The following is a 23472-nucleotide window of genomic DNA, read 5'->3' as shown; positions in this document are numbered from 1 at the left end:
ATCTACTTGCATTTTTGCTTTTTTAACCTAGATAAGGTATAATATCTTTATAGTCTTTGGGGTCGTTACGGATTCGACAGGCATTATGAGGCATATTTTGCGACTCGTGTGGCGACGTAAACGCTCAGTTAAATATAACTGCAAAAAATAACACTTCTTACGCTCTAGCTGCCTAAAAACCAGCAGGCGTGACCCGATTCGGATTGCTCGTGTCTGATGATGGGTCTTATTATTAGCGAGATACGATCAAGCTTTGTCTAGCAGTTTGGTAAGAGATTTATAGACTCGCAGTTCCTAGGCTTGAGTTATGTGTCGAGGGATTGTTAAAACAATACATAACCTATGGTTGTAGACAAATATGTTAGCAGGTGTTTGGACGTGGGTTCGACTCCCACCGGCTCCATTGATAATTTACATTGTTTTGTAAATCTTTCTAAAACGTTGTTTTTACAACGTTTTTTATTTTATTCTTTGGTATTCTTTTGCAAAAAAAGAATACAACATTTTGTTGTATCCTAAATATTAAATCAAGTCCTGAATTTTCTTAAGTTTTTATCATATTTTCTGTTATAATTAAGGTGCCTTAAGAAAAATAATGAAAAAACTAAATGTTTTTCATATAGTTTTCATTTTTTGTGTTATAATTAAGGTGCCTTAAGAAAAATATTAAGGTGCCTTAAGAAAAATAATGAAAAAACTAAATGTTTTTCATATAGTTTTCATTGTTTTAATAGTTTAAAGTCAATCTTATTTTTCTCTAATAGAAAATAATGAAAAAGTAGGTTTAGAAAGAGGTAAGTATCTATGTCTTCTCATAAAAAAGTGTCACTCTCTGAGATTAATCAATCTATCGATACTCCAAATAACAATCATTTCTGGCAAAATTTAAAGGCCTTTTTAGGTCCGGGTGCTCTTGTCGCAGTTGGTTATATGGATCCAGGAAACTGGATTACCAGTGTAGTCGGTGGTGCTTCCTATAAGTATAGTCTCTTGTTTGTTATCTTGATTTCATCTCTCATTGCCATGCAACTTCAGCAGATGGCAGGAAAGCTTGGTATTGTAACCCAGATGGACCTGGCTCAAGCAACGGCTCATCATTCACCTAAATGGCTTCGTTATAGTCTATGGGTGATTTTAGAATTAGCCTTGATGGCGACAGATCTGGCAGAAGTTCTAGGTTCAGCGATTGCTCTCAATCTTCTCTTTAAGATTCCGATTATGATAGCCATCCTTTTGACGGTTCTAGATGTCTTTCTCTTATTGCTTTTGATGAAATTTGGCTTTAAGAAGATTGAAGCTATTGTGACAACACTGATTTTAACGATTTTAGCAATCTTTACTTATCTGGTAGCTTTGTCACATCCAAGCTTCCAAGGAATCGTTGAGGGTTATCTACCGAATGCAACCTTATTTGAAAGTCCTTTGCCAGGGCATGAAAGTCAATTAACCTTGGCGTTAGGTATCGTGGGTGCGACAGTGATGCCCCATAACCTCTATTTGCATTCTTCCTTGTCTCAAACTCGGAAAACCAATCACAAGGACAAGAATGATGTTCGAAAAGCCGTGCGCTTTATGACCTGGGATTCAAATCTTCAACTGTCCTTGGCCTTTATCGTTAACTCCCTTCTATTAATTCTCGGGGCGGCTCTCTTTTTCGGCCATGCATCCGAGATTTCTGCCTTCTCTCAAATGTATAATGCCTTGCAGGATTCTACTATTGCAGGAGCTATAGCTAGCTCAACCTTATCAACCTTGTTTGCCTTGGCTTTATTAGCCAGTGGTCAGAATTCGACAATTACGGGTACCTTGACTGGACAAATCGTTATGGAAGGTTTCTTGCATATGAGATTGCCTCAATGGTTCATTCGTTTGGCAACTCGTCTCTTTGCCTTGTTGCCTGTCATGATTGTAGCGGTTGTGTTTGGTCATCAGGAAAAAACCTTGGATCAGTTATTGGTTTATTCGCAGGTCTTTCTTTCAATCGCTCTTCCATTTTCAATCTTCCCTTTGATTTATCTAACTTCTAAGAAATCACTGATGGGCGAATTTACCAATGCTAAATGGAATACCATCCTTGGTTATATTGTTTCCATTATCTTAACAATTCTCAATGTGAAATTGTTATTTGATATTTTCTAAGAAATTCACCCGAGTTATAAAACAAGTATATAAGAAAAAAGATACCCAAGATTTCTTGGGTATCTTTTTTGAAACTAAACGGAAGACATGGGATTCGAACCCACGCACGCTTTAACACGCCTACCGCGTTTCCAACACGGCCTCTTAAGCCTCTTGAGTAATCTTCCATTGTTTACTAACCTAGTCTACCATAAAGCCTTCTTTCTTGCAAATTTATTTAAAGTTGAGGATCCAGTGATAGAAAGTGAAAGAAATTGACAAAAAATGCTTGACTTTGATATTTTTTATGATAGAATGAATAATGTAATCGTTAACAGGAGGTGGGTTCGTGCTAAAAAGCGAGAGAAAAAAGTTGATTTTAGAAGAATTGAGTAAGCATAAAATCGTCTCTCTAGAGAAATTGGTAGGCTTGTTAGATACTTCAGAATCAACAGTCAGACGTGATTTAGATGAATTGGAGTCCGAAAATAAACTTCGTCGAGTGCATGGAGGAGCAGAGTTGCCTCACTCCTTGCAAGAAGAAGAAACCATTCAAGAAAAATCTGTCAAAAACCTTCAAGAGAAGAAGTTGATTGCGCAAAAAGCGGCTTCCCTCATCAAAGAAAAAGATGTTATCTTTGTGGATGCAGGAAGTACGACAGCCTTTCTCATTAAGGAATTGGAGCGAAAAGACATTACAGTGGTAACCAATTCCATTCACCATGCGGTTCAATTAGTGGATAAGCAAATCCCAACAGTCATTATCGGTGGTGGAGTCAAGATGACAACTGATGCCAGTATCGGAGGAGTAGCTCTCAACCAGATTAACCAACTGCACTTTGATCGTGCCTTTGTTGGAATGAATGGTGTAGATGAAGGTTACTTTACAACTCCAGATATGGAGGAGGGAGCTGTTAAACGTGCTATCTTAGAAAATGCTAAGCAGACATATGTTCTAGCAGATTCATCCAAGATTGGTCAGTCTTGTTTTGCTAAGGTAGCTCCTATAAAACGTGCTATTGTCATTACAAGCAAGGGTCACGAGCTCTTGTCAGCTATCAAAGAGAAAACGGAGGTAATAGAAGTATGATTTATACAGTCACACTCAATCCATCTATAGACTACATTGTCCGTTTGGACAAAGTGGAAGTTGGTAGTGTTAATCGTATGGATAGTGATGATAAGTTTGCTGGTGGTAAAGGTATCAATGTTAGCCGTGTCTTGAAGCGTTTGGATATTCCAAATACAGCGACAGGTTTCATCGGAGGCTTTACTGGAAAATTTATCACAGATACTTTAGCTGAAGAACAAATTGAAACGCAATTTGTCCAAGTGGCAGAAGATACGCGTATCAATGTTAAGATTAAAGCCGACCAAGAAACTGAAATCAATGGGACAGGCCCTAATGTTGAGCCCGAACAACTTGAAGAGTTAAAAGCCATTCTTTCAAGTCTGACAGCAGAAGATACAGTAGTATTTGCTGGATCAAGTGCAAAAAACTTGGGTAATGTTGTTTACAAAGAATTAATTGCTTTGACACGTCAGACAGGCGCTCAAGTAGTCTGTGACTTTGAAGGTCAAACCTTGATTGATAGTTTGGATTATCAACCACTTTTGGTCAAACCAAATAATCATGAACTTGGAGCTATCTTTGGAGTCAAGCTTGAAAGCCTTGATGAAATCGAGAAATACGCTCGAGAATTGCTGGCTAAAGGTGCTCAAAACGTGATTATCTCTATGGCTGGTGATGGAGCCCTTCTGGTAACATCAGATGGAACCTACTTTGCTAAACCGATTAAGGGAACCGTGAAAAACTCAGTGGGTGCTGGTGACTCGATGGTTGCTGGATTTACGGGTGAGTTTGTCAAATCAAAAGACGCAGTAGAAGCCTTCAAGTGGGGAGTGGCATGTGGAACAGCGACCACCTTCTCAGATGATTTGGCAACTGCAGCATTTATTAAAGAAACTTATGAAAAAGTTGAGGTAGAAAAAAGATGAAAATTCAAGATTTATTGAGAAAAGATGTCATGTTGCTTGATTTGCAAGCAACTGAAAAAACAGCAGCTATCGAAGAAATGATTCATAGCTTGGTGGAGCATGGCTACGTGACAGATTTTGAAACCTTTAAAGAAGGAATCTTAGCGCGTGAAGCTTTGACTTCTACAGGCTTAGGCGACGGTATCGCTATGCCACACAGCAAAAATGCTGCTGTTAAGGAAGCAACAGTTCTCTTTGCTAAGTCAAACAAGGGTGTTGACTACGAAAGTTTAGACGGGCAACCAACTGACCTCTTCTTTATGATTGCTGCTCCAGAAGGTGCCAATGATACTCACTTGGCTGCCTTGGCAGAATTGTCACAATATTTGATGAAAGACGGATTTGCTGATAAACTTCGTCAAGTAACATCAGCTGATCAAGTCATTGAACTCTTTGACCAAGCTTCAGAAAAAGCTCAAGAACCAGTTCAAGCTCCTGCAAATGAATCTGGTGACTTTATCGTAGCAGTTACAGCTTGTACAACAGGAATTGCCCACACATACATGGCCCAAGAAGCTCTTCAAAAAGTGGCTGCGGAAATGGGTGTTGGTATCAAGGTTTAAACCAACGGTGCAAGTGGTGTTGGCAACAAATTGACAGCAGAAGATATCCGCAATGCCAAAGCTGTTATCATCGCTGCAGATAAGGCAGTTGAGATGGATCGTTTCGATGGTAAACCATTGGTGAACCGTCCGGTTGCAGATGGTATTCGTAAGACAGAAGAGTTGATCAACTTGGCTCTTTCTGGTAATGCTGAAGTATATCGTGCTGCTAATGGAGCGCAAGCTTCAACAGCATCTAATGAAAAACAAAGTCTAGGTGGTGCCTTCTACAAACACTTGATGAGTGGTGTATCACAAATGTTGCCATTCGTTATCGGTGGAGGTATCATGATTGCCCTTGCCTTCTTGATTGATGGTGCTTTGGGTGTGCCACAGGATAGTCTTGGCAATCTCGGTTCCTACCATGAGCTAGCTTCCATGTTCATGAAAATTGGTGGTTCAGCCTTCGGTTTGATGCTTCCAGTATTTGCTGGATATGTTGCTTACTCAATCGCTGAAAAACCAGGTTTGGTAGCCGGTTTCGTAGCTGGTGCTATCGCTAAAGAAGGTTATGCCTTTGGTAAAATCCCTTACGCACAAGGTGGCGAAGCAACTTCAGCCCTTGCAGGGGTATCATCAGGTTTCCTTGGAGCCCTCGTAGGTGGATTTATCGCAGGTGCCTTGGTGCTCTTGGTTAAGAAATACGTGAAGGTTCCTCGCTCACTTGAAGGTGCTAAATCAATCCTTCTTTTGCCACTTTTTGGAACAATCTTGACAGGATTTGTCATGCTAGCTGTTAATATCCCAATGGCCGCAATCAACACTGGTATGAACAACTTCCTTGGTGGTCTTGAAGGTGGATCAGCTGTCCTTCTTGGAGTCGTTCTTGGAGGAATGATGGCTGTCGATATGGGTGGACCTGTCAATAAAGCAGCCTACGTCTTTGGTACTGGTACCCTTGCAGCAACAGTGGCAACAGGTGGTTCAGCAGCCATGGCAGCAGTTATGGCTGGAGGAATGGTTCCACCACTTGCAATCTTTGTGGCAACACTTCTCTTCAAGAATAAATTTACCAAAGAAGAACGTAACTCTGGTTTGACGAATATCGTTATGGGCTTGTCATTCATCACTGAAGGTGCGATTCCGTTCGGTGCAGCAGACCCTGCTCGTGCTATTCCAAGCTTTATCCTTGGTTCAGCAGTAGCAGGTGGACTTGTTGGTCTTGCAAATATCAAACTCATGGCTCCTCATGGAGGAATCTTCGTTATCGCCCTTACTTCAAATGCTCTTCTCTATCTTGTCTCTGTCTTGGTAGGAGCACTTGTCAGTGGTGTCGTTTACGGTTACCTACGTAAACCTATAGAAAAATAATCACAAACACATTTAAATGACTGAACACGGAAGTGGGCAGTCATTTTTTAACCTCTCGAAAAGTTTCTGAAATATGATATAATAGAAGCATGGCAAACAAGAATACAACTAAAACAAGACGAAGACCATCTAAAGCAGAATTGGAAAGAAAACAAGCGATTCAACGAATGCTGATTTCTTTAGCTTTGGCTATCTGTTTAATTTTTGCAGCCCTCAAATGGGGAGCTGTTGGAATCACTGTTTATAACCTGATTCGCTTACTCGTAGGGAGTTTAGCATACTTAGCTATTTTCTCTCTCTTGATTTATCTATTCTTCTTTAAATGGATTCATAAACAAGAAGGCTTGCTAGCAGGTTTCTTCTTTATTTTTGCAGGCTTGCTCCTCATCTTTCAAGCTTATCTTGTCTGGAAGCTTAGCATGGCAAATGCTATTTTTCAAGGAACGATTGGACAAATTTTTAAAGATTTAACTAGCTTTAAAGTGACTAGTTTTGCTGGTGGAGGTTTGATAGGGGTTATCCTCTACATTCCGGTAGCTTTTTTGTTCTCAAATATTGGAACTTACTTCATCGGAGCAATCTTAGTCTTAATCGGTGCACTTTTGATCAGTCCATGGTCAATCTACGATATCGCTGATTTTCTCTCAGCTCGATTTGCTATCTGGATGGAGCGCCATGAGCAGAAAAAACAAGAACGCTTTGTCAAGCGTGAAGAAGAAAAGGCACGAAGAAAAGTAGAAGAACAAGCAAGACTCGAGAAAGAAAGAGACGAGCAGGCTTTGATTGATATGCCTCCTGTAGATATGGAAACTGGAGAAATATTATCAGAAGAACCACTGCACGATTTTCCTCCGCTTCCAGAGGAGGAATGGGTGGAACCTGAGATTATTCTCCCGCAAGCTGATTTTGATTACCCTGAAGAAGGAGACTATCCAGAGGAAGAAGTTTTCTCTGAAGAAGATGATGATGACGAAGAGGTTGAAGTAGGTTTTTCTGCTAAAAAGGCCTTGGAGTATAAGCTTCCAAGCTTGCAACTCTTTGCGCCAGACAAACCAAAAGATCAGTCAAAAGAAAAGAAAATCGTTCGAGAAAATATTAAAATTTTGGAAGAGACCTTCGCAAGTTTTGGTATTAAAGTGACTGTAGAAAGAGCAGAAATCGGTCCGTCGGTGACCAAGTATGAAGTTAAACCTGCAGTTGGTGTCCGTGTCAACCGTATTTCAAACCTAGCAGACGACTTGGCTCTGGCCTTGGCTGCTAAAGATGTCCGTATCGAAGCACCGATTCCAGGGAAATCCTTGGTAGGTATCGAAGTTCCTAACTCGGAAATTGCAACTGTATCCTTCCGTGAGCTTTGGGAACAATCTCAAACAAAACCTGAAAATCTTTTAGAAATTCCTCTTGGGAAGGCCGTTAACGGAACAGCTCGTAGTTTTGATTTGGCAAAAATGCCTCACTTACTTGTAGCTGGTTCTACAGGTTCTGGTAAATCCGTTGCAGTTAATGGTATTATCGCAAGTATTCTGATGAAGGCTCGCCCGGACCAAGTCAAATTTATGATGGTGGACCCTAAGATGGTTGAGCTATCCGTTTACAACGATATCCCTCATCTCTTGATTCCAGTTGTGACCAACCCTCGTAAGGCCAGCAAGGCCCTTCAAAAAGTCGTTGATGAGATGGAAAACCGCTATGAACTTTTCGCTAAAGTCGGAGTTCGAAATATTGCTGGTTTTAATGCTAAGGTTGAGGAATTCAACGCTCAATCAGAGTACAAACAAGTACCTCTACCTTTAATCGTTGTGATTGTGGATGAGTTGGCTGACCTCATGATGGTTGCTAGCAAGGAAGTAGAAGATGCCATTATCCGACTTGGACAGAAGGCACGTGCGGCTGGTATTCACATGATTCTTGCAACCCAGCGTCCTTCAGTGGATGTTATCTCTGGTTTGATTAAGGCAAATGTGCCCTCACGTGTAGCATTCGCGGTTTCTTCAGGAACAGATTCACGTACGATTTTGGATGAAAATGGTGCGGAGAAATTACTCGGTCGAGGGGATATGCTCTTTAAACCAATTGATGAAAACCATCCTGTTCGTCTCCAAGGTTCCTTTATCTCAGATGATGATGTGGAACGTATCGTAAACTTTATTAAGGGTCAAGCTGATGCGGATTATGATGAAAGCTTTGACCCAGGAGAAGTATCTGAGTCAGAAGGTGAGTTTGGTTCAGGAGATGATGGTGGAGATCCACTTTTCGAAGAAGCCAAGGCATTAGTTATTGAAACTCAAAAAGCAAGTGCATCCATGATCCAGCGCCGTCTTTCGGTTGGATTTAACCGAGCCACTCGATTGATGGAAGAATTAGAGATGGCAGGTGTTATTGGACCTGCTGAAGGAACAAAACCTCGTAAAGTTTTACAACAATAAATTGTTTGAAAATAGAATAAAAATTCAAGAAATTACCTTTCGAAATTGGGATAATCTACTCTATTTTTTCGAAGGTAATTTCTTTTTTATGCCTATGATTATAGGTGTTCTTGTAGTAAAAAAACTTTCAGTCTGGTTCGGAATTTAGATTTTACTTTTACTAATTTTAACTAATATAGTATTGATTTTTAAACCGATTTTTGATATATTAAAATGGTTTAAGAAATATTTATATGTTTAAAAAATAAGCGAAAATAATGAAGGGGGTTATTTTTTTAAGACGAAATGCAAACGCTTACTTTTTAAGCAGGAAGGAATAAAAAATAATGGATAAAAGGTTATTTGAAAAACGTTGTAAATATAGTATTCGGAAATTTTCATTAGGTGTTGCTTCTGTTGTCATTGGTGCTACATTCTTTGGAACAAGTACTGTTTTGGCAGATACAGCCCAAACTGGGTCTACCGCAAATATGCCAGCTGATTTAGCAGCTGCTCTGGCAAATGCAAAAGATGATAATGGACATGATTTTGAAGCACCAAAACCTGGAGAAGATCAAGGTTCTCCTGAAGTTACCGAAGGACCAAAAACTGAGGAAGAATTATTAGAGAAAGAAAAAGAAGTTGCAACAAGTTCAGCAACTGAAAATGAACTTCCAAAGGATTTGCGTGAAAAACTCGATAAGGCTGAAGATAGTGGACATTCTGCTTCAAAAGAAGATTTAGAAAAAGAAGATAAAAGTTTAGTTCCAGAAGATGTTGCTAAAACTAAAAACGGTGAGTTAAATTACGGTGCGACTGTTGAAATTAAGAGCGAAGCTGGTATTGGTAGTGGGGTTGTTATCGGAGAAAATCTTGTCTTATCAGTATCTCATAACTTTATCAAGGATGTTCCGGATGGCAATAATCGTAAGGTAGCAGACAACATCGAAAGTGATAAAGATGTGTATACAGTTTCTTATGAAGGTGCACCAGACGTTAAGTTTAGTAAAAATGATGTAAAACACTGGGACCGTGAAGGCTTCCTAAAAGGTTATAAAAATGACTTAGCCATAGTCAAACTTCGCAGTCCACTTGCAAATGCTCCAGTTGAAGTTGCGGATAAACCATCAACTATTAAGGTAGGAGATAAGGTACATGTATTTGGCTATCCAAAAGGAGAGCTTGATCCAATTCTTAATACCACTGTCGAAGATATTAATGACCACGGAGAGGGCGTTCGTGGAATTAGTTACCAAGGAAGTGAACCTGGTGCCAGTGGTGGCGGAATCTTTGATGAAAATGGAAAATTAATTGGGATTCATCAAAACGGTGTATCTGGTAAACGTAGTGGTGGTATTCTTTTCTCACCTGCTCAATTAGAGTGGATTCAAAACTACATCAAAGGTATTGAAACAACTAAACCAGCGGGTCTAGATGCACTTGATAAACAAGTTGAAGATAAAGAAGACAAACCAAAAGAGGACAAACCAAAAGAGGATAAACCAAAAGAGGATAAACCTCAGGAAGAAAAACCAGCTGACAATAAACCTGCAGAAAACAAACCAGCTGAAAGAAAAGAAGTCAAACCAGAATGGAAAACTGTTGATAAGAAGGAACAACAAGGAACAGTAGCAATTCGTGAAGAAAAAGGTGTTCGATACAACCAACTCGCTTCAACAGCTCAAAATGATAACGGTAAAAATCCAGCCTTGTTCGAAAAAGAAGGTTTGACAGTTGATGCTAATGGGAATGCTACAGTTGATTTAACCTTCAAAGAAGAGTCTGAAACAGGCAAGTCTCGCTTTGGTGTCTTCATGAAATTTAAAGATACTGATAACAATGTTTTTGTAGGGTATGACCAAGGCGGATGGTTCTGGGAATACAAGACAAACGGTAGCGGATTATGGTATCAAGGCGAACGTGTCGCAGCACCAGTAAATGGTTCTGTTAATCATTTGACGATCAGTCTCAAATCGGATGGACAACTTAACGCAACAAACAATGATGTCAAGTTATTCGATACTCTTACCTTGCCTTCTGCAGTTAATGACAAATTAAAAGATGAGAAGAAGATTGTTCTTAAAGCTGGAACATACAATAGTAGTGAAAGAACAATTGTAAACATTAAAACAGATGACCAAGAAGGCGTTAAAGCAGACCAAGAAGTCGCTGAAAAAGAAAAAGGCGATGAAGTCGATGATCGTAATGTGAAATACGATACAATTGAGTCTACTGTTTTGAAAGCAGTCATTGACCAAGCCTTCCCTCGTATTAAAGAATATGTCCTTAATGGCAACAAGCTTCCAGGTCAACTTCAACCAATTAATCAAGTTGTTATCAATAAGCATGCCGTAACTCCGGAAGTTACCTATAAAAAAGTAAATTCAACGACTGCCGAGTACGAAATGAAACTTCGTGATGAGGAAAATCTCATCAATGCAGATATGACTGTTCGTTTACAAGTAGTGGGCAATCAACTTCACTTTGATGTGACTAAGATTGTCAACCATAACCAAGTAACGCCAGGACAGAAAATTGATGATGAACGTAAATTACTTTCTTCTATCAGCTTCCTAGGCAATGCCTTGGTATCTGTTTCAAGTGACCAACCTGGAGCTAAGTTTGATGGGGCAACCATGTCAAACAATACTCACGTAAGTGGTGACGACCATATCGAAGTAACCAATCCAATGAAAGAATTGGCCAAAGGTTACATGTATGGATTTGTTTCAACAGATAAACTTGCTGCTGGTGTATGGAGCAACTCACAAAACAGTTACGGTGGTGGTTCTTATGACTGGACACGTTTGACAGCCTACAAGAACACTATTGGTAATGCTAACTACGTTGAAATCCATAGTTCTGAATGGCAATGGGAAAAAGCACACAATGGTATTGTCTTCCCAGCATATACTAAGGAACTTCCAAGTGCTAAAGTTGTCATCACAGAAGATGCCAATGCTGATAATAAAGTAGACTGGCAAGATGGTGCGATTGCATACCGTAGTATCATGAACAACCCTCAAGGTTGGGAAAAAGTTAAAAATATTACAGCCTACCGTATCGCCATGAACTTTGGTTCACAGGCACAAAACCCATTCCTGATGACCTTGGATGGTATCAAGAAGATTAACCTCCACACAGATGGTCTTGGACAGGGTGTCCTCCTTAAAGGTTACGGTAGTGAAGGACATGACTCAGGTCACTTAAACTACGCGGATATCGGTAAACGTATCGGTGGTACGGAAGACTTTAAAGCTCTTATTGAAAAAGCTAAGAAATATGGTGCCCACCTCGGTATCCACGTTAACGCTTCAGAAACCTATCCTGAATCAAAATACTTCAATGAAAATATCCTACGTAAAAATGCTGATGGTAGCTATAGCTATGGTTGGAACTGGCTTGACCAAGGTATCAACATCGATGCAGCCTATGACTTGGCTCATGGACGTATAGCGCGTTGGGAAGAGTTGAAGAAAGAGTTGGGTGAAGGCCTAGACTTCATCTATGTCGACGTTTGGGGTAACGGTCAATCAGGAGACAACGGTGCTTGGGCAACTCACGTTCTTGCAAAAGAAATCAACCAACAGGGTTGGCGTTTTGCAATTGAGTGGGGCCATGGTGGTGAGTATGACTCTACCTTCCATCACTGGGCTGCAGACTTGACTTATGGCGGCTATACCAATAAAGGTATTAACAGTGCCATTACTCGCTTTATCCGTAACCACCAAAAAGATGCTTGGGTTGGTGATTACAGAAGCTATGGAGGTGCGGCTAACTACCCACTTCTAGGTGGATATAGCATGAAAGACTTCGAAGGCTGGCAAGGTCGTAGTGACTACAATGGTTATGTAACCAACTTGTTTGCCCACGATGTTATGACTAAGTACTTCCAACACTTCACTGTTAGCAAATGGGAAAATGGTAAACCAGTAACCATGACTGACAATGGTGGCACTTACAAGTGGACACCTGAGATGAAGGTTGAATTGGTCGATGAGGAAAACAACAAGGTAGTTGTTACTCGTAAATCTAATGATGTCAATAGCCCACAATACCGTGAACGAATTGTTACACTTAATGATCGTGTTATTCAGGATGGTTCAGCCTACTTGACTCCTTGGAACTGGGATGCCAATGGTAACAAGCTTACTGGTGACAAGGAAAAAATGTACTACTTCAATACTGAAAAAGGTGCAACAACTTGGACACTTCCTAGCGACTGGGCAAATGGTAAAGTTTACCTTTACAAACTAACAGACCAAGGTAAGACTGAAGAACAAGAAGTGGCTGTCAAAGATGGTAAGATTACCCTCGACCTTCTAGCAAATCAACCATATGTTCTCTATCGTTCTAAACAAACTAATCCTGAAATGTCATGGAGTGAAGGAATGCACATCTATGACCAAGGATTTAACAGTGAATCTTTAGACCATTGGAAGATTGAAGGTGACGCTTCTAAAGCGACAGTTGTCAAATCTCAAGGTGCAAACCAAATGCTCCGCATCCAAGGCAATAAAGAAAAAGTTAGTCTCACTCAAAAATTGACTGGCTTGAAGCCAAATACAAAATATGCAGTTTATGTCGGTGTTGATAACCGTAGTGATGCTAAAGCAAGCATTACTGTTAACACTGGTGAGAAAGAAGTGACTAACTACACGAATAAGTCACTTGCTCTTAACTACGTTAAAGCATACGCTCATAACACTCGTACTGACAATGCAACAGTTGATGATAGAAGTTACTTCCAAAACATGTATGCCTTCTTCACAACAGGTTCAGATGTATCAAATGTAACCTTGACCTTGAGTCGTGAAGCAGGAGATGAAGCAACTTACTTCGATGAAATCCGTACTTTCGAAAATGATTCAAACATGTACGGTGATGGTCATGATACTGCAAAAGGCGTCTTCAAACAAGACTTTGAAAATGTCGGACAAGGTATCTTCCCATTTGTCATCGGTGGAATCGAAGGTGTTGAAGATAACCGTACTCACTTGTCTGAAAAACATGGTCCATACACACAACGTGATTGGAATGGCAAGAAAGTTGACGACGTTATCGAAGGAAATTGGTCACTCAAGACAAACGGTCTCGTTAGCCGTCGTAACTTGGTTTACCAAACAATTCCACAAAACTTCCGCTTTGAAGCAGGTAAGACCTACCGTATCACATTTGACTACGAAGCAGGTTCTGATAGTACTTACGCCTTTGTAGTAGGTAAGGGAGAATTCCAATCTGGTCGTCGTGGTAGCCAAGCAAGCGACCTCGAAATGCATGAATTACCAAACTCATGGACTGATTCTCAAAAAGCGAAACGTGCAACCTTCCTTGTGACAGGTGCTGAAACTGGCGATACTTGGGTAGGTATCTACTCTACAGGTAACGCAAGTAATACTCGTGGAGATTCTGGTGGTAATGCTAACTTCCGTGGTTACAATGACTTCATCATGGATAGACTTCAAATCGAAGAGATTGTCTTGACTGGTAAGATGATGACAGAAAATGCTGTTAAGAATTATCTTCCAACTGTAGCCATGACTAACTACACCAAAGAAAGTATGGATGCTTTGAAAGAAGCAGTCTTCAACCTCAGTCAAGCCGATGATGACATTAGTCTGGAAGAAGCTAAAGCAGAAATCGATAAGGTCAATGCTCTTAAAGATGCTTTAGTAATGAAGAAAGTAGCTCTTGTGGCAGATGACTTTGCAAGTCTTTCAGCTCCTGCTCAGGCTGGTGAAGGTCTTGAAAATGCCTTTGATGGCAACTTGTCTAGTCTATGGCATACATCATGGGGCGGAGGCGATGTTGGTAAACCAGCAACCATGGTCTTGAAAGAACCAACTGAAATTACAGGCTTCCGTTATGTTCCACGCGGTTCAGGTTCAAATGGTAACTTGAGAGATGTGACTCTTGTTGTTACTGATGAAACAGGTAAGGAGCATACCTTCAATGCAACTAATTGGGCTGATAATAACAAACCAAAAGATATCGACTTTGGTAAGACTATCAAAGCTAAGAAGATTGTCCTAACTGGAACAAGAACTTATGGAGATGGTGGTAATCAATATCAATCAGCTGCAGAATTGATCTTTGCTCGTCCTCAAGTTGCTGAAGCAGGTCTTGACACAAGTGCATATGAAGCAGCCTTGGCTAAAGCTCAAAAATTGACTGATAAGAGCAATCAAGAAGAAGTGGCAAGTGTAGTTGCAAGCATGAAGTATGCAACAGATAACCACCTCTTAACAGATCGAATGGTGACATTCTTTGCAGAATATTTGGATCAGTTGAAGGATTCAACACCAACCCCAGATCCGAAACCAACCCCAGATCCAGAACCAACTCCAGATCCGAAACCAACCCCAGATCCAGAGCCAACTCCAGATCCAGAACCAACTCCAGATCCGAAACCAACTCCAGATCCAGAGCCAACCCCAGATCCAGAACCAACTCCAGATCCGAAACCAACCCCAGATCCAGAACCAACTCCAGATCCGAAACCAACCCCAGATCCAGAACCAACTCCAGATCCGAAACCAACTCCAGATCCAGAACCAACTCCAGATCCAGAGCCAACTCCAGATCCGAAACCAACTCCAGAACCTGAAGTACTATCAAGTAAGGGCGATCAAGAACCACCAGTAGTTGAAATTCCTGAATTTATAGGTGGCGTTAATGCTGCAGAAGCGGCTGTTCATGAAATCCCAGAGTTCAAGGGTGGCGTTAATTGGGTTGAAGCGGACAAGAATGAGCTCCCAGAATTCGAGGGTGGCGTTAACGCAGTTGAAGCAGATAAGAATGAGCTCCCAGAGTTCAAGGGTGGAGCTAATTGGGTTGAAGCGGCTAAGAATGATGTTCCTGAGTATAAAGAAACATTAGCTGCAGGAGACAATCAGACAAGTCCAGTTGCAGAAAAACTTGATCAGAAACCAGCTCTTACACCAACACCTGCTATGCAAGCAGCACAAAAAGAAGCAGATCAGTCTAAACTTCCTGAAACTGGTGAAGACACAACTGAACACCTCTTCCTAGCTGGTCTTACATTAGCAATGTCTGCTCTATTTCTTCAAAAAAGAAAAGAAGATTAAAATATAATAGAGTTTTATACTATGAAAACTCAAACTCCTAGCTTATTGTAATGGAGAAAAACAAACACCTAGAGAGGACCTCTTGGTCCTCCCTTTTTAAAAGGGAAATGATAACGCTTACCCAATTTAAGCGTGGGAAAGGAAATAAAGAAAATGGGAAAACATTTTTTTGAGAGACGGTGTCATTACAGTATACGTAAGTTTGCAATGGGCGCTGCTTCTGTCATGATTGGTGCAAGCATTTTTGGTGCTGGTATGGTTCAAGCAGCAGAAACAGAAGGGCCTGCAGAGACAGAAGGCACGGTAACACAGGTTCAGCCCCTAGATAAGTTACCAGCGGATATAGCAGCAGCTATTGAAAAAGCTGAATCAGCAAAACCAACTGATCCTACTGAAACGAATCCGACTGATACGGAAGCTCAGCCTGAAAATACTGGAGAAGTATCTCCAAAACCAGCAGAAACTCCAGTTCCTAAGGAAGAAGCAACACCAAAACCAGCAGAAACTTCAAAAGAAGAAGCAGCACCAGTAGCTAAACCAGCAGAAAAGCCAGTGACTAAAGATTTGGTTGAAACTCCAGATGTCAATCATTTGGAAAAGGCTACTGCAACAGCTTCAAACCATGAAGCCAACACACCATTTACAGCTGAGAAGGCAATTGATGGAAATCCAGATACTCGATGGGCAACTGACCGTGATGTTGTGAAACCAACAATCGAATTTAAGCTTGAAAAGACAACCTTAATCAAGCATGTGGAAATCGATTGGGATCGTCGTGTTCGTGGTGAACAAAATGACCCAAACATCAAATCTTGGAATCTTTATTATGCAGGTCAAGACGAAGTCAATGGATCAGGTCCTGGAGAATGGAAGTTGGCTCATCAACGGACAGGAACTCCGGTTCTAGATGAAAAAGTTGACTTAAAAGAAGCTGTTCAAGCTAAGTATCTCAAACTTGAAATTACAGATTATCAAGCCGGTACTATGCAATGGAAAAATGTGGGTATCCAAGAAATTCGTGCCTACTCAAACATTCCAGACACCAGCAAACCAACAGATATTCGTCAAGTTACAGAAATAGCGGTTGCTGAAGACGGAAAATCACTTGTATTACCTAAATTACCTGGTCAAGTTAGCTTGATTGGAAGCAATAAGCAAGGTGTTATCGACCTAAATAATAAAATCTACACACCGCTGACAGAACAACATGTCAAAGTGATGGTTCAACAAACGAATGATAACCATACCTTCACAAAAGAATTTGAAGTTGTCATTAAAGGCTTGCATGCGGATGAAGGTGTTGGAACCAAACCTGCAGTTGCCCCAGCAGTTCAACAATGGTACGGCACTGAAGGTAAAACTTCTATTACTTCTGAAACTGTCATTTCAGTAGGAGATTCAGGATTTGACAAGGAAGCTAAGTTCTACCAAACTGACCTTGAAAATCGTGGTTTGGAAGTCGCAACCGGTGATCAATCAGCTCAAAACCGAATTGAATTTAAAAAGGTTGAAGACAAGGGCTATGGTAAAGAAGGCTATGGTATCACCATTAAAGATGGAGTTATCACAGTAGAAGCAGCGACTAATGCAGGTGCATTTTACGCAACTCGTACTCTTCTTCAAATGGGAGAAAATGACCTACAGAACGGTGAAATCCGTGACTTCCCAAGCTTCAGCCACCGTGGTTTTATGCTAGACACAGGTCGTAAGTTTATTCCTTATGACACGCTTGTAGATATCATGCTAAATATGGCTTACTACAAGATGAATGACTTGCAGTTGCACCTTAATGATAACTATATCTTCCTAGAAAAACACTTGGAAGGAAAACATCTTAGTCAACAAGAGGAACTGGACTATGTTCTAAAAAATGCCAAGACAGGTTTCCGTGTGGAAACTGATGTTGTCGGAGAAAATGGTGAAAAATTAACATCAGACGAGCATTATACTAAGGAAGAAATGCAACAGATCATCAAATTGGCTAAAGCTTTGCATATCAACCTTGTTCCTGAGATTGACACACCAGGTCACGCTTTGTCCTTTGTTAAAGTTCGTCCAGACCTTATGTATAAAGGTAGTCTGAGCGATTATAGAGGTAAGCACAATGTAGAACGTGTTGCTATGTTGGACTTGGATAATAAGTACGAAGAAACTCTTGCTTTTGTTAAATCAGTCTATGATAAATTGCTCGATGGAGAAAATGCACCACTTCATGGTGTCTCAACAGTTCATATCGGAACTGATGAGTACTACGGCAGTAGAGAAAGCTATCGTCGCTACGTCAACGATATGATTCAGTACATCAAAGGAAAAGGTTATACACCTCGTATTTGGGGCTCACTTAGTGCTAAGCCTGGTACAACGCCAGTTGATTGGAATGGAGTAGAAGTTGATATCTGGAGTATTGGTTGGCAACGTCCAGCGGCTGCAATTGCTCAGGGTGCCAAGATTATCAATATCACAGATATTCCAACCTATAGTGTCCCAAGCGGAAGCAACAGTCAAGGTGGTTATGGCGATTATGCTAACTACGAAACTCAATACAATCGCTGGACACCAAATGACTTCTCAACAGGTGGAGGACCACGCTTAGAAGCCTCTAATCCAAATATCATCGGTGGTGGTCATGCAGTTTGGAATGACAACATTGACCTCCATGAAACTGGTTTAACTTCATATGATATTTTTAAACGCTTCTTCAAGAGTATGCAATCAACTGCAGAACGCACTTGGGGTTCAGATCGTGCAGCTAAGACCTATGCAGAACGTATCCAACCAACAAGTGTTTATGCACCACGTTCAAATCCAGAAAAAACAATAGAAGATAGCGACCTCTTTACAATTAAACCAGAAACTATCAAGGAATATCTTGCTAAGAATGTGAAGAAAACAGAAGCAGGTTTGAACTTCGAAAAAGATTCTAGCATCGAAGGTTTAGTAGGTGATGTTGGCCCTAGTCACGTTTTGAAATTGGATGTGACAGTGACTGGTGAAGGCGAACAAGTCTTCTCTACAAGTGGGGACAACCAACTTTATCTTGCGGACAAGGATGGCTACTTAGCTTATAAATTTGAACAATTCCATATTCAATTCAACAAGAAACTTGAGAAAAATAAACGTTATCAAATCTCTGTTGTTACGAAACCACAAAAAACAGAAGTTTATGTAGATGGTGAAAAAGTTGAGCGTATTGCAAATCCAGCTCACCCTCGCTTGGCTCACAATAGCTTGGTACTTCCACTTGAAACAATCGGTGGCTTCCAAGGAATCTTGCATAGTGCAGAGTTGTCAAATGAAGCATTTGTAAACCCACGTTTGATTCCAACAGATCACTTCACAGTTTCTGCAACTAGTCAGGAAACACCAGGAACAGAAACAGAAGGACCAGTCGAAAAAGCCTTTGACAATGATCCAAACACCTTCTGGCATTCTAAATGGACTGGACATCAGGCTCCATATACCGTTGCTATGAATTTGAATGCTCCTGAAAAAGTCAATGGTTTGACTTATCTTCCACGTCCTGGTGGTGGTAACGGAGTCGTGACATCTTATGAAATCTATGCTCAAAAAGATGGTCAAATGGTTAAAGTTGCTTCAGGAACTTGGGAAAATAATACTAAAGAAAAAACGGTTAATTTTGCAGCAGTTGAAACCAATAAGGTAGAATTTAAAGTTCTGTCAGGTGTCGCAGGATTTGGTAGTGCCGCAGAAATTCAACTTCTCAAGCCACTTTCTGATAGTGAATCAGAAGAACCAGTTGCTCCAGAAAAACCTGTCACTCCTGAGAAACCGGTGACTCCAGAACAACCAAAAGTTGAAGAAGTAAGCGATGGTACAACTGAACTTGCGGATAGCTTTGTAGCTACAAAACCAGCCAGTGATGATGCGATTGCTGCTGCAGCACAAAGTCAAGACTATCTCAAGAAAGAATACAAGGTATTCCCAACACCACAAAAAGTTACTTACGGTGAAGGTGTCACTAAACTTCAAAAACAAGTCAATCTTGTTATGGGAGACCATCTAGATATTTACACTCGCAACCGCTTGAAGAGTGTACTACAAGATCATCAAATCTCTTATACAAGTAGTCAAGCTGCAGTAGCAGGTGCTACAAATATCTATCTTGGTGTTCATGGTCAACATTCACAGGCTGAAAAAGAAATATCTGGTATTTCTCAAGGACTCTTTGATAAGATTGATGCTTATGCTTTGTCAATCAAGAACAATACAATCTCAATCGTTGGTAAAGATACAGATGCTGTCTTCTATGGATTGACGACTCTTAAACACATGCTTAATGAAAGTGAAGCTCCAGTTTTACGTAATGTAACTGTTGAAGACTACGCTGAAATTAAGAATCGTGGTTTTATCGAAGGTTACTATGGAAATCCATGGAGCAATGCTGATCGTGCTGAATTGATGCGCTATGGTGGTGACTTGAAGTTGACTCAATACTTCTTTGCTCCAAAAGACGATCCATACCACAACAAGAAATGGCGTGAACTTTATCCAGAAGAAAAATTAGCTGAAATCCGTGAATTGGCGCGTGTTGGAAACCAAAACAAGACCCGCTATGTTTGGACCATCCACCCATTCATGAACAACCGTATCCGTTTTGGTAACGATGCTGACTACCAAAAAGATCTTGAAACCATTAAGGCTAAATTCACTCAATTGATGGATGTCGGTGTCCGTGAGTTCGGTATTTTGGCCGATGATGCTCCAAGCCCAGTTGGTGGCTACAATAGCTACAACCGCTTGATGAAGGACATGACAGACTGGTTGACTGAAAAACAAGCAACTTATGTTGGCCTTCGTAAGGAAATGATCTTCGTTCCAGGTCAATATTGGGGTAATGGTCGTGAAGATGAGTTGAAATCTCTAAATGAAAATCTTCCAACTTCAACTTCTATGACCCTTACTGGTGGTAAGATTTGGGGTGAAGTATCAGAAAACTTCCTATCTAACCTTAAGAACAATCTGACTGCAGGTGGTAAGACTTACCGTCCAGTTTCTCTATGGATTAACTGGCCATGTACAGATAACTCTAAACAACACTTAATCTTGGGCGGCGGTGAGAAATTCCTTCATCCAAATGTGGATCCTAGTCTCCTTTCAGGTATCATGTTGAACCCAATGCAACAATCTGAGCCTTCGAAGATTGCCCTCTTCTCAGCAGCTCAATACGCATGGAAACAATGGAAATCTGAAGACGAGGCTAAGAAAGTAAATGATATTGCCTTCAACTTTGTTGAAACAGGCAAATTTACTGACAGTGAAACATCTGTTGCCTTCCGTGAACTTGGTAAACACATGATTAACCAAAACATGGATGGTCGTGTTGTGAAGTTAGAAGAGTCTGTTGAGCTTGCACCAAAATTAGATGCCTTCATGGCTAAGCTAAAAGCAGGTCAAGATGTTAGCGCAGAGCGTGCAGAATTGCGTGCAGAATTTGCAAAACTGAAAGCAGCAGCTCAACTTTATAAAGCGTCTGGTGACGAAAAGATGCGTTCTCAAATCCATTACTGGTTGGATAACACTATTGACCAAATGGATGCTTTGAGTGCTTTCCTAGATGGATCAGAAGCTATTAAAAACAATGATTCTGCTAGACTTTGGGATAGCTACTACAAGGGCTTGAAGCTTTATGAACAGTCTCAAACTTATACTTTCCATTATGTAGACCATGATGAAAAAGCTGAGTTGGGTGTACAACATATCCGACCATTCTTGCTTGGTCTTCGTGAAATCCTTGCAACTGAAGTTCAAAAAGCCTTGCATCCAGACCAAGTCATTAGTACTTTTATTACGAACCGTACAGGTGTAGAAGGTGGACTTGCTGAAGTCACTGATGGTGATTTAGGAACACATGCCCTTATCAAATCACCAAACAGTATCCAAACTGGTGATTACATTGGTTTGAAATTTAACAAGGCTGTTCCAATCCAAAACTTAACATTTGCAATGGGAACTCAAGCAAATCCACGCGATACCTTTAACAATGCTAAGGTTGAGTATCTCAATGAAAATGATGAGTGGGTAACACTTTCAGAACCAAGCTACACTGGTAATGAGCCTCTTCTTAAATTTGAAAATCTCAATATCAATGCTAAAGCTGTTCGAATGATTGCAACTTCTGATCGTGAAAATACTTGGTTTGCTGTACGAGAAATCGCTGTGAACCGTCCTGTGGAAGTAAGTCGTCCTAAACAGGCAGCCACAGTGACCATCAGTCCAAATCTCATGTACAAGTACAATACGACAGTTGCTTCCATTACAGATGGTCGTGATAATACTGAAGCAATGCTTGCAAATGCTGATCGAACTGATACAACTCCAGTCGATGGTTGGGTTCAACTAGACTTGGGTGGAGTCAAACCTGTAACTAAGGTTCGCCTCGTTCAAGGATCAGGAGATAAATTGGCAGAAGGTGTTCTTGAGTATTCTACAGATGGTACTTCATGGCAAGAATTGGATCGTTTGACTGGTGAACAAACCAAAGAAATTGAAACTCCAATTTCAGCTCGCTACATCCGTGTTCGTAACACCAAGAATATCAATCTATGGTGGCGTATCGCTGACTTCTCAGTTGAGACACGTGCTGGTAATAGCGAGATGACAGACACCAATGTTGAAAGTTTGAAATCAACTCCAGTATATGACAGTCTCGGTCGTTATGACATGCAAATTCCAAGTGGAACTAAGCTTCCAGCTCATAGCTACTTGGGTATGAAGCTAGACCGCCTACACCAAGCTGAAAGCATTCAGGCTATTGGTATTGGAAATCCAGCCCTTGACTTGGAATACTCTCCAAATGCACAAGAATGGTATCCAGCTAGCCAAGTAACTGATAAGTCCTTGGTACGTTATGCTCGTTTGGTCAATAAGACCGACCAAGAACAAGCAGTGACAGCAACATCTCTATTGGTTAAGACAAAAGAAGTCCAACCAACTAAACTGGATTCTACATCTATGGGAATCGATGCCCATTATGGTGCAAATGATGTTCGCAAGATCAAGAATTTGGATCAGTTGTTTGATGGTGTTTACAATAATTTTGTAGAGTTCTCTGACTATGCACGTAAAGATGGTCACATTACCTTGAAACTTGGTAGTGAACGTGAAATCAAGAAGATTAGAGCCTACATCCAAGACGGTACGAAGAACTATCTTCGTGATGGTAAGATTCAAGTCAGCCAAGACGGTAAGACTTGGACAGACGTTGTGACAGTAGGTGATGGTGTCGCTAATGAAATGCGTGATGATTCATTGACAGATGGATGGACACATGATTCTAAGATGCCTGGAAATCGCTACATCGAGGGTGAACTTGCAAGCCCAGTTAAAGCTAATTATCTCCGTGTTCTCTTCACTGCTAATTACGATGCTCGTTTTGTTGGATTTACTGAGTTGGTTATCAATGATGGCGAATTTGTGAAACCAATTAACGACCCAACTGTTCAAGGAAATAGTGGAGAAAGTCGAGGCAATCTATATACAAATCTTGTAGATGGCAAAGTCTTGACAAGCTATAAGGCTGAGAAAGAACAAGGTGAGCTTGTCTACCACTTGTCAGACCCAACAGACGCTAACCATATTCGCCTTGTTTCAAGTATTCCTCAAGGAGTGAAAGCTCGTGTGCTTGCTCGTACTCTGAAAACAGACAGAGACGGTGCTTGGACAGATTTGGGAGCAATTACTTCAAGCTTCCAAACATTTGCAGTGAGAGATAAGGCTCCGTTACTTGATGTCAAACTCATTTGGGAAGGTGGCAAACCAGAGTTCTATGAAATGACGACATATTATCAAGAACTTTCAGAAGAACCTGAGCAACCAACTCCAGATCCAGAACCAACTCCAGATCCAGAGCCAACTCCAGATCCAGAGCCAACTCCGAACCCAGAGCCAACT

6 protein-coding genes, 1 tRNA gene, 1 other RNA gene and 1 pseudogene are annotated in these 23472 nt (G+C 40.8%); 8 read left to right on the top strand and 1 reads right to left on the bottom strand.

Translation table 11 applies throughout. The features are described from left to right. Window positions 1–58 precede the first annotated feature (58 nt). Both ssrA and NMM19_RS05290 read left to right on the top strand, forming a co-directional pair. Window positions 59–406, top strand: a transfer-messenger RNA (tmRNA) gene (gene ssrA / locus NMM19_RS05295). Between the two features lie 398 nt (window positions 407–804). Beyond that, window positions 805–2139 (top strand): Nramp family divalent metal transporter, encoded by a 1335-nt coding sequence (locus NMM19_RS05290; protein WP_254730244.1) that lies wholly within the window; start codon window positions 805–807, stop codon window positions 2137–2139. 79 nt (window positions 2140–2218) lie between these two features. Here the strand turns inward: NMM19_RS05290 and NMM19_RS05285 are convergent. Then, window positions 2219–2306, bottom strand: a tRNA-Ser gene (locus NMM19_RS05285). 161 nt (window positions 2307–2467) lie between these two features. Here NMM19_RS05285 and NMM19_RS05280 point away from each other — a divergent pair. From NMM19_RS05280 to NMM19_RS05255, 6 genes and pseudogenes are all read left to right on the top strand, one after another. Next, the gene (locus NMM19_RS05280) at window positions 2468–3208 is read left to right on the top strand and encodes a DeoR/GlpR family DNA-binding transcription regulator (RefSeq protein WP_225750160.1); all 741 of its coding nucleotides are present in this window, start codon (window positions 2468–2470) and stop codon (window positions 3206–3208) included. Further along, entirely contained in the window at window positions 3205–4116 is a 912-nt protein-coding gene (gene pfkB / locus NMM19_RS05275) for a 1-phosphofructokinase (RefSeq protein WP_225750161.1), read from the top strand. The genes NMM19_RS05280 and pfkB overlap by 4 nt, the downstream gene beginning before the upstream one ends. Beyond that, a pseudogene (locus NMM19_RS05270) lies at window positions 4113–6068 on the top strand (fructose-specific PTS transporter subunit EIIC). Before pfkB ends, NMM19_RS05270 begins: the two are co-directional and overlap by 4 nt. A gap of 140 nt (window positions 6069–6208) precedes the next feature. Next, entirely contained in the window at window positions 6209–8494 is a 2286-nt protein-coding gene (locus NMM19_RS05265) for a DNA translocase FtsK (RefSeq protein ID WP_368407197.1), read from the top strand. 326 nt (window positions 8495–8820) lie between these two features. Then, entirely contained in the window at window positions 8821–15561 is a 6741-nt protein-coding gene (locus NMM19_RS05260) for a SpGH101 family endo-alpha-N-acetylgalactosaminidase (protein WP_254730238.1), read from the top strand. A gap of 153 nt (window positions 15562–15714) precedes the next feature. Next, the coding region (locus NMM19_RS05255) for a beta-N-acetylglucosaminidase domain-containing protein (RefSeq protein WP_254730235.1) at window positions 15715–23472 on the top strand (7758 nt) is incomplete at its 3' end.

This window comes from Streptococcus sp. CF8_St5-17 (assembly GCF_024295665.1).
Taxonomy (GTDB): Bacteria; Bacillota; Bacilli; order Lactobacillales; family Streptococcaceae; genus Streptococcus.
This window is presented reverse-complemented; position numbering and strand designations above follow the sequence as displayed.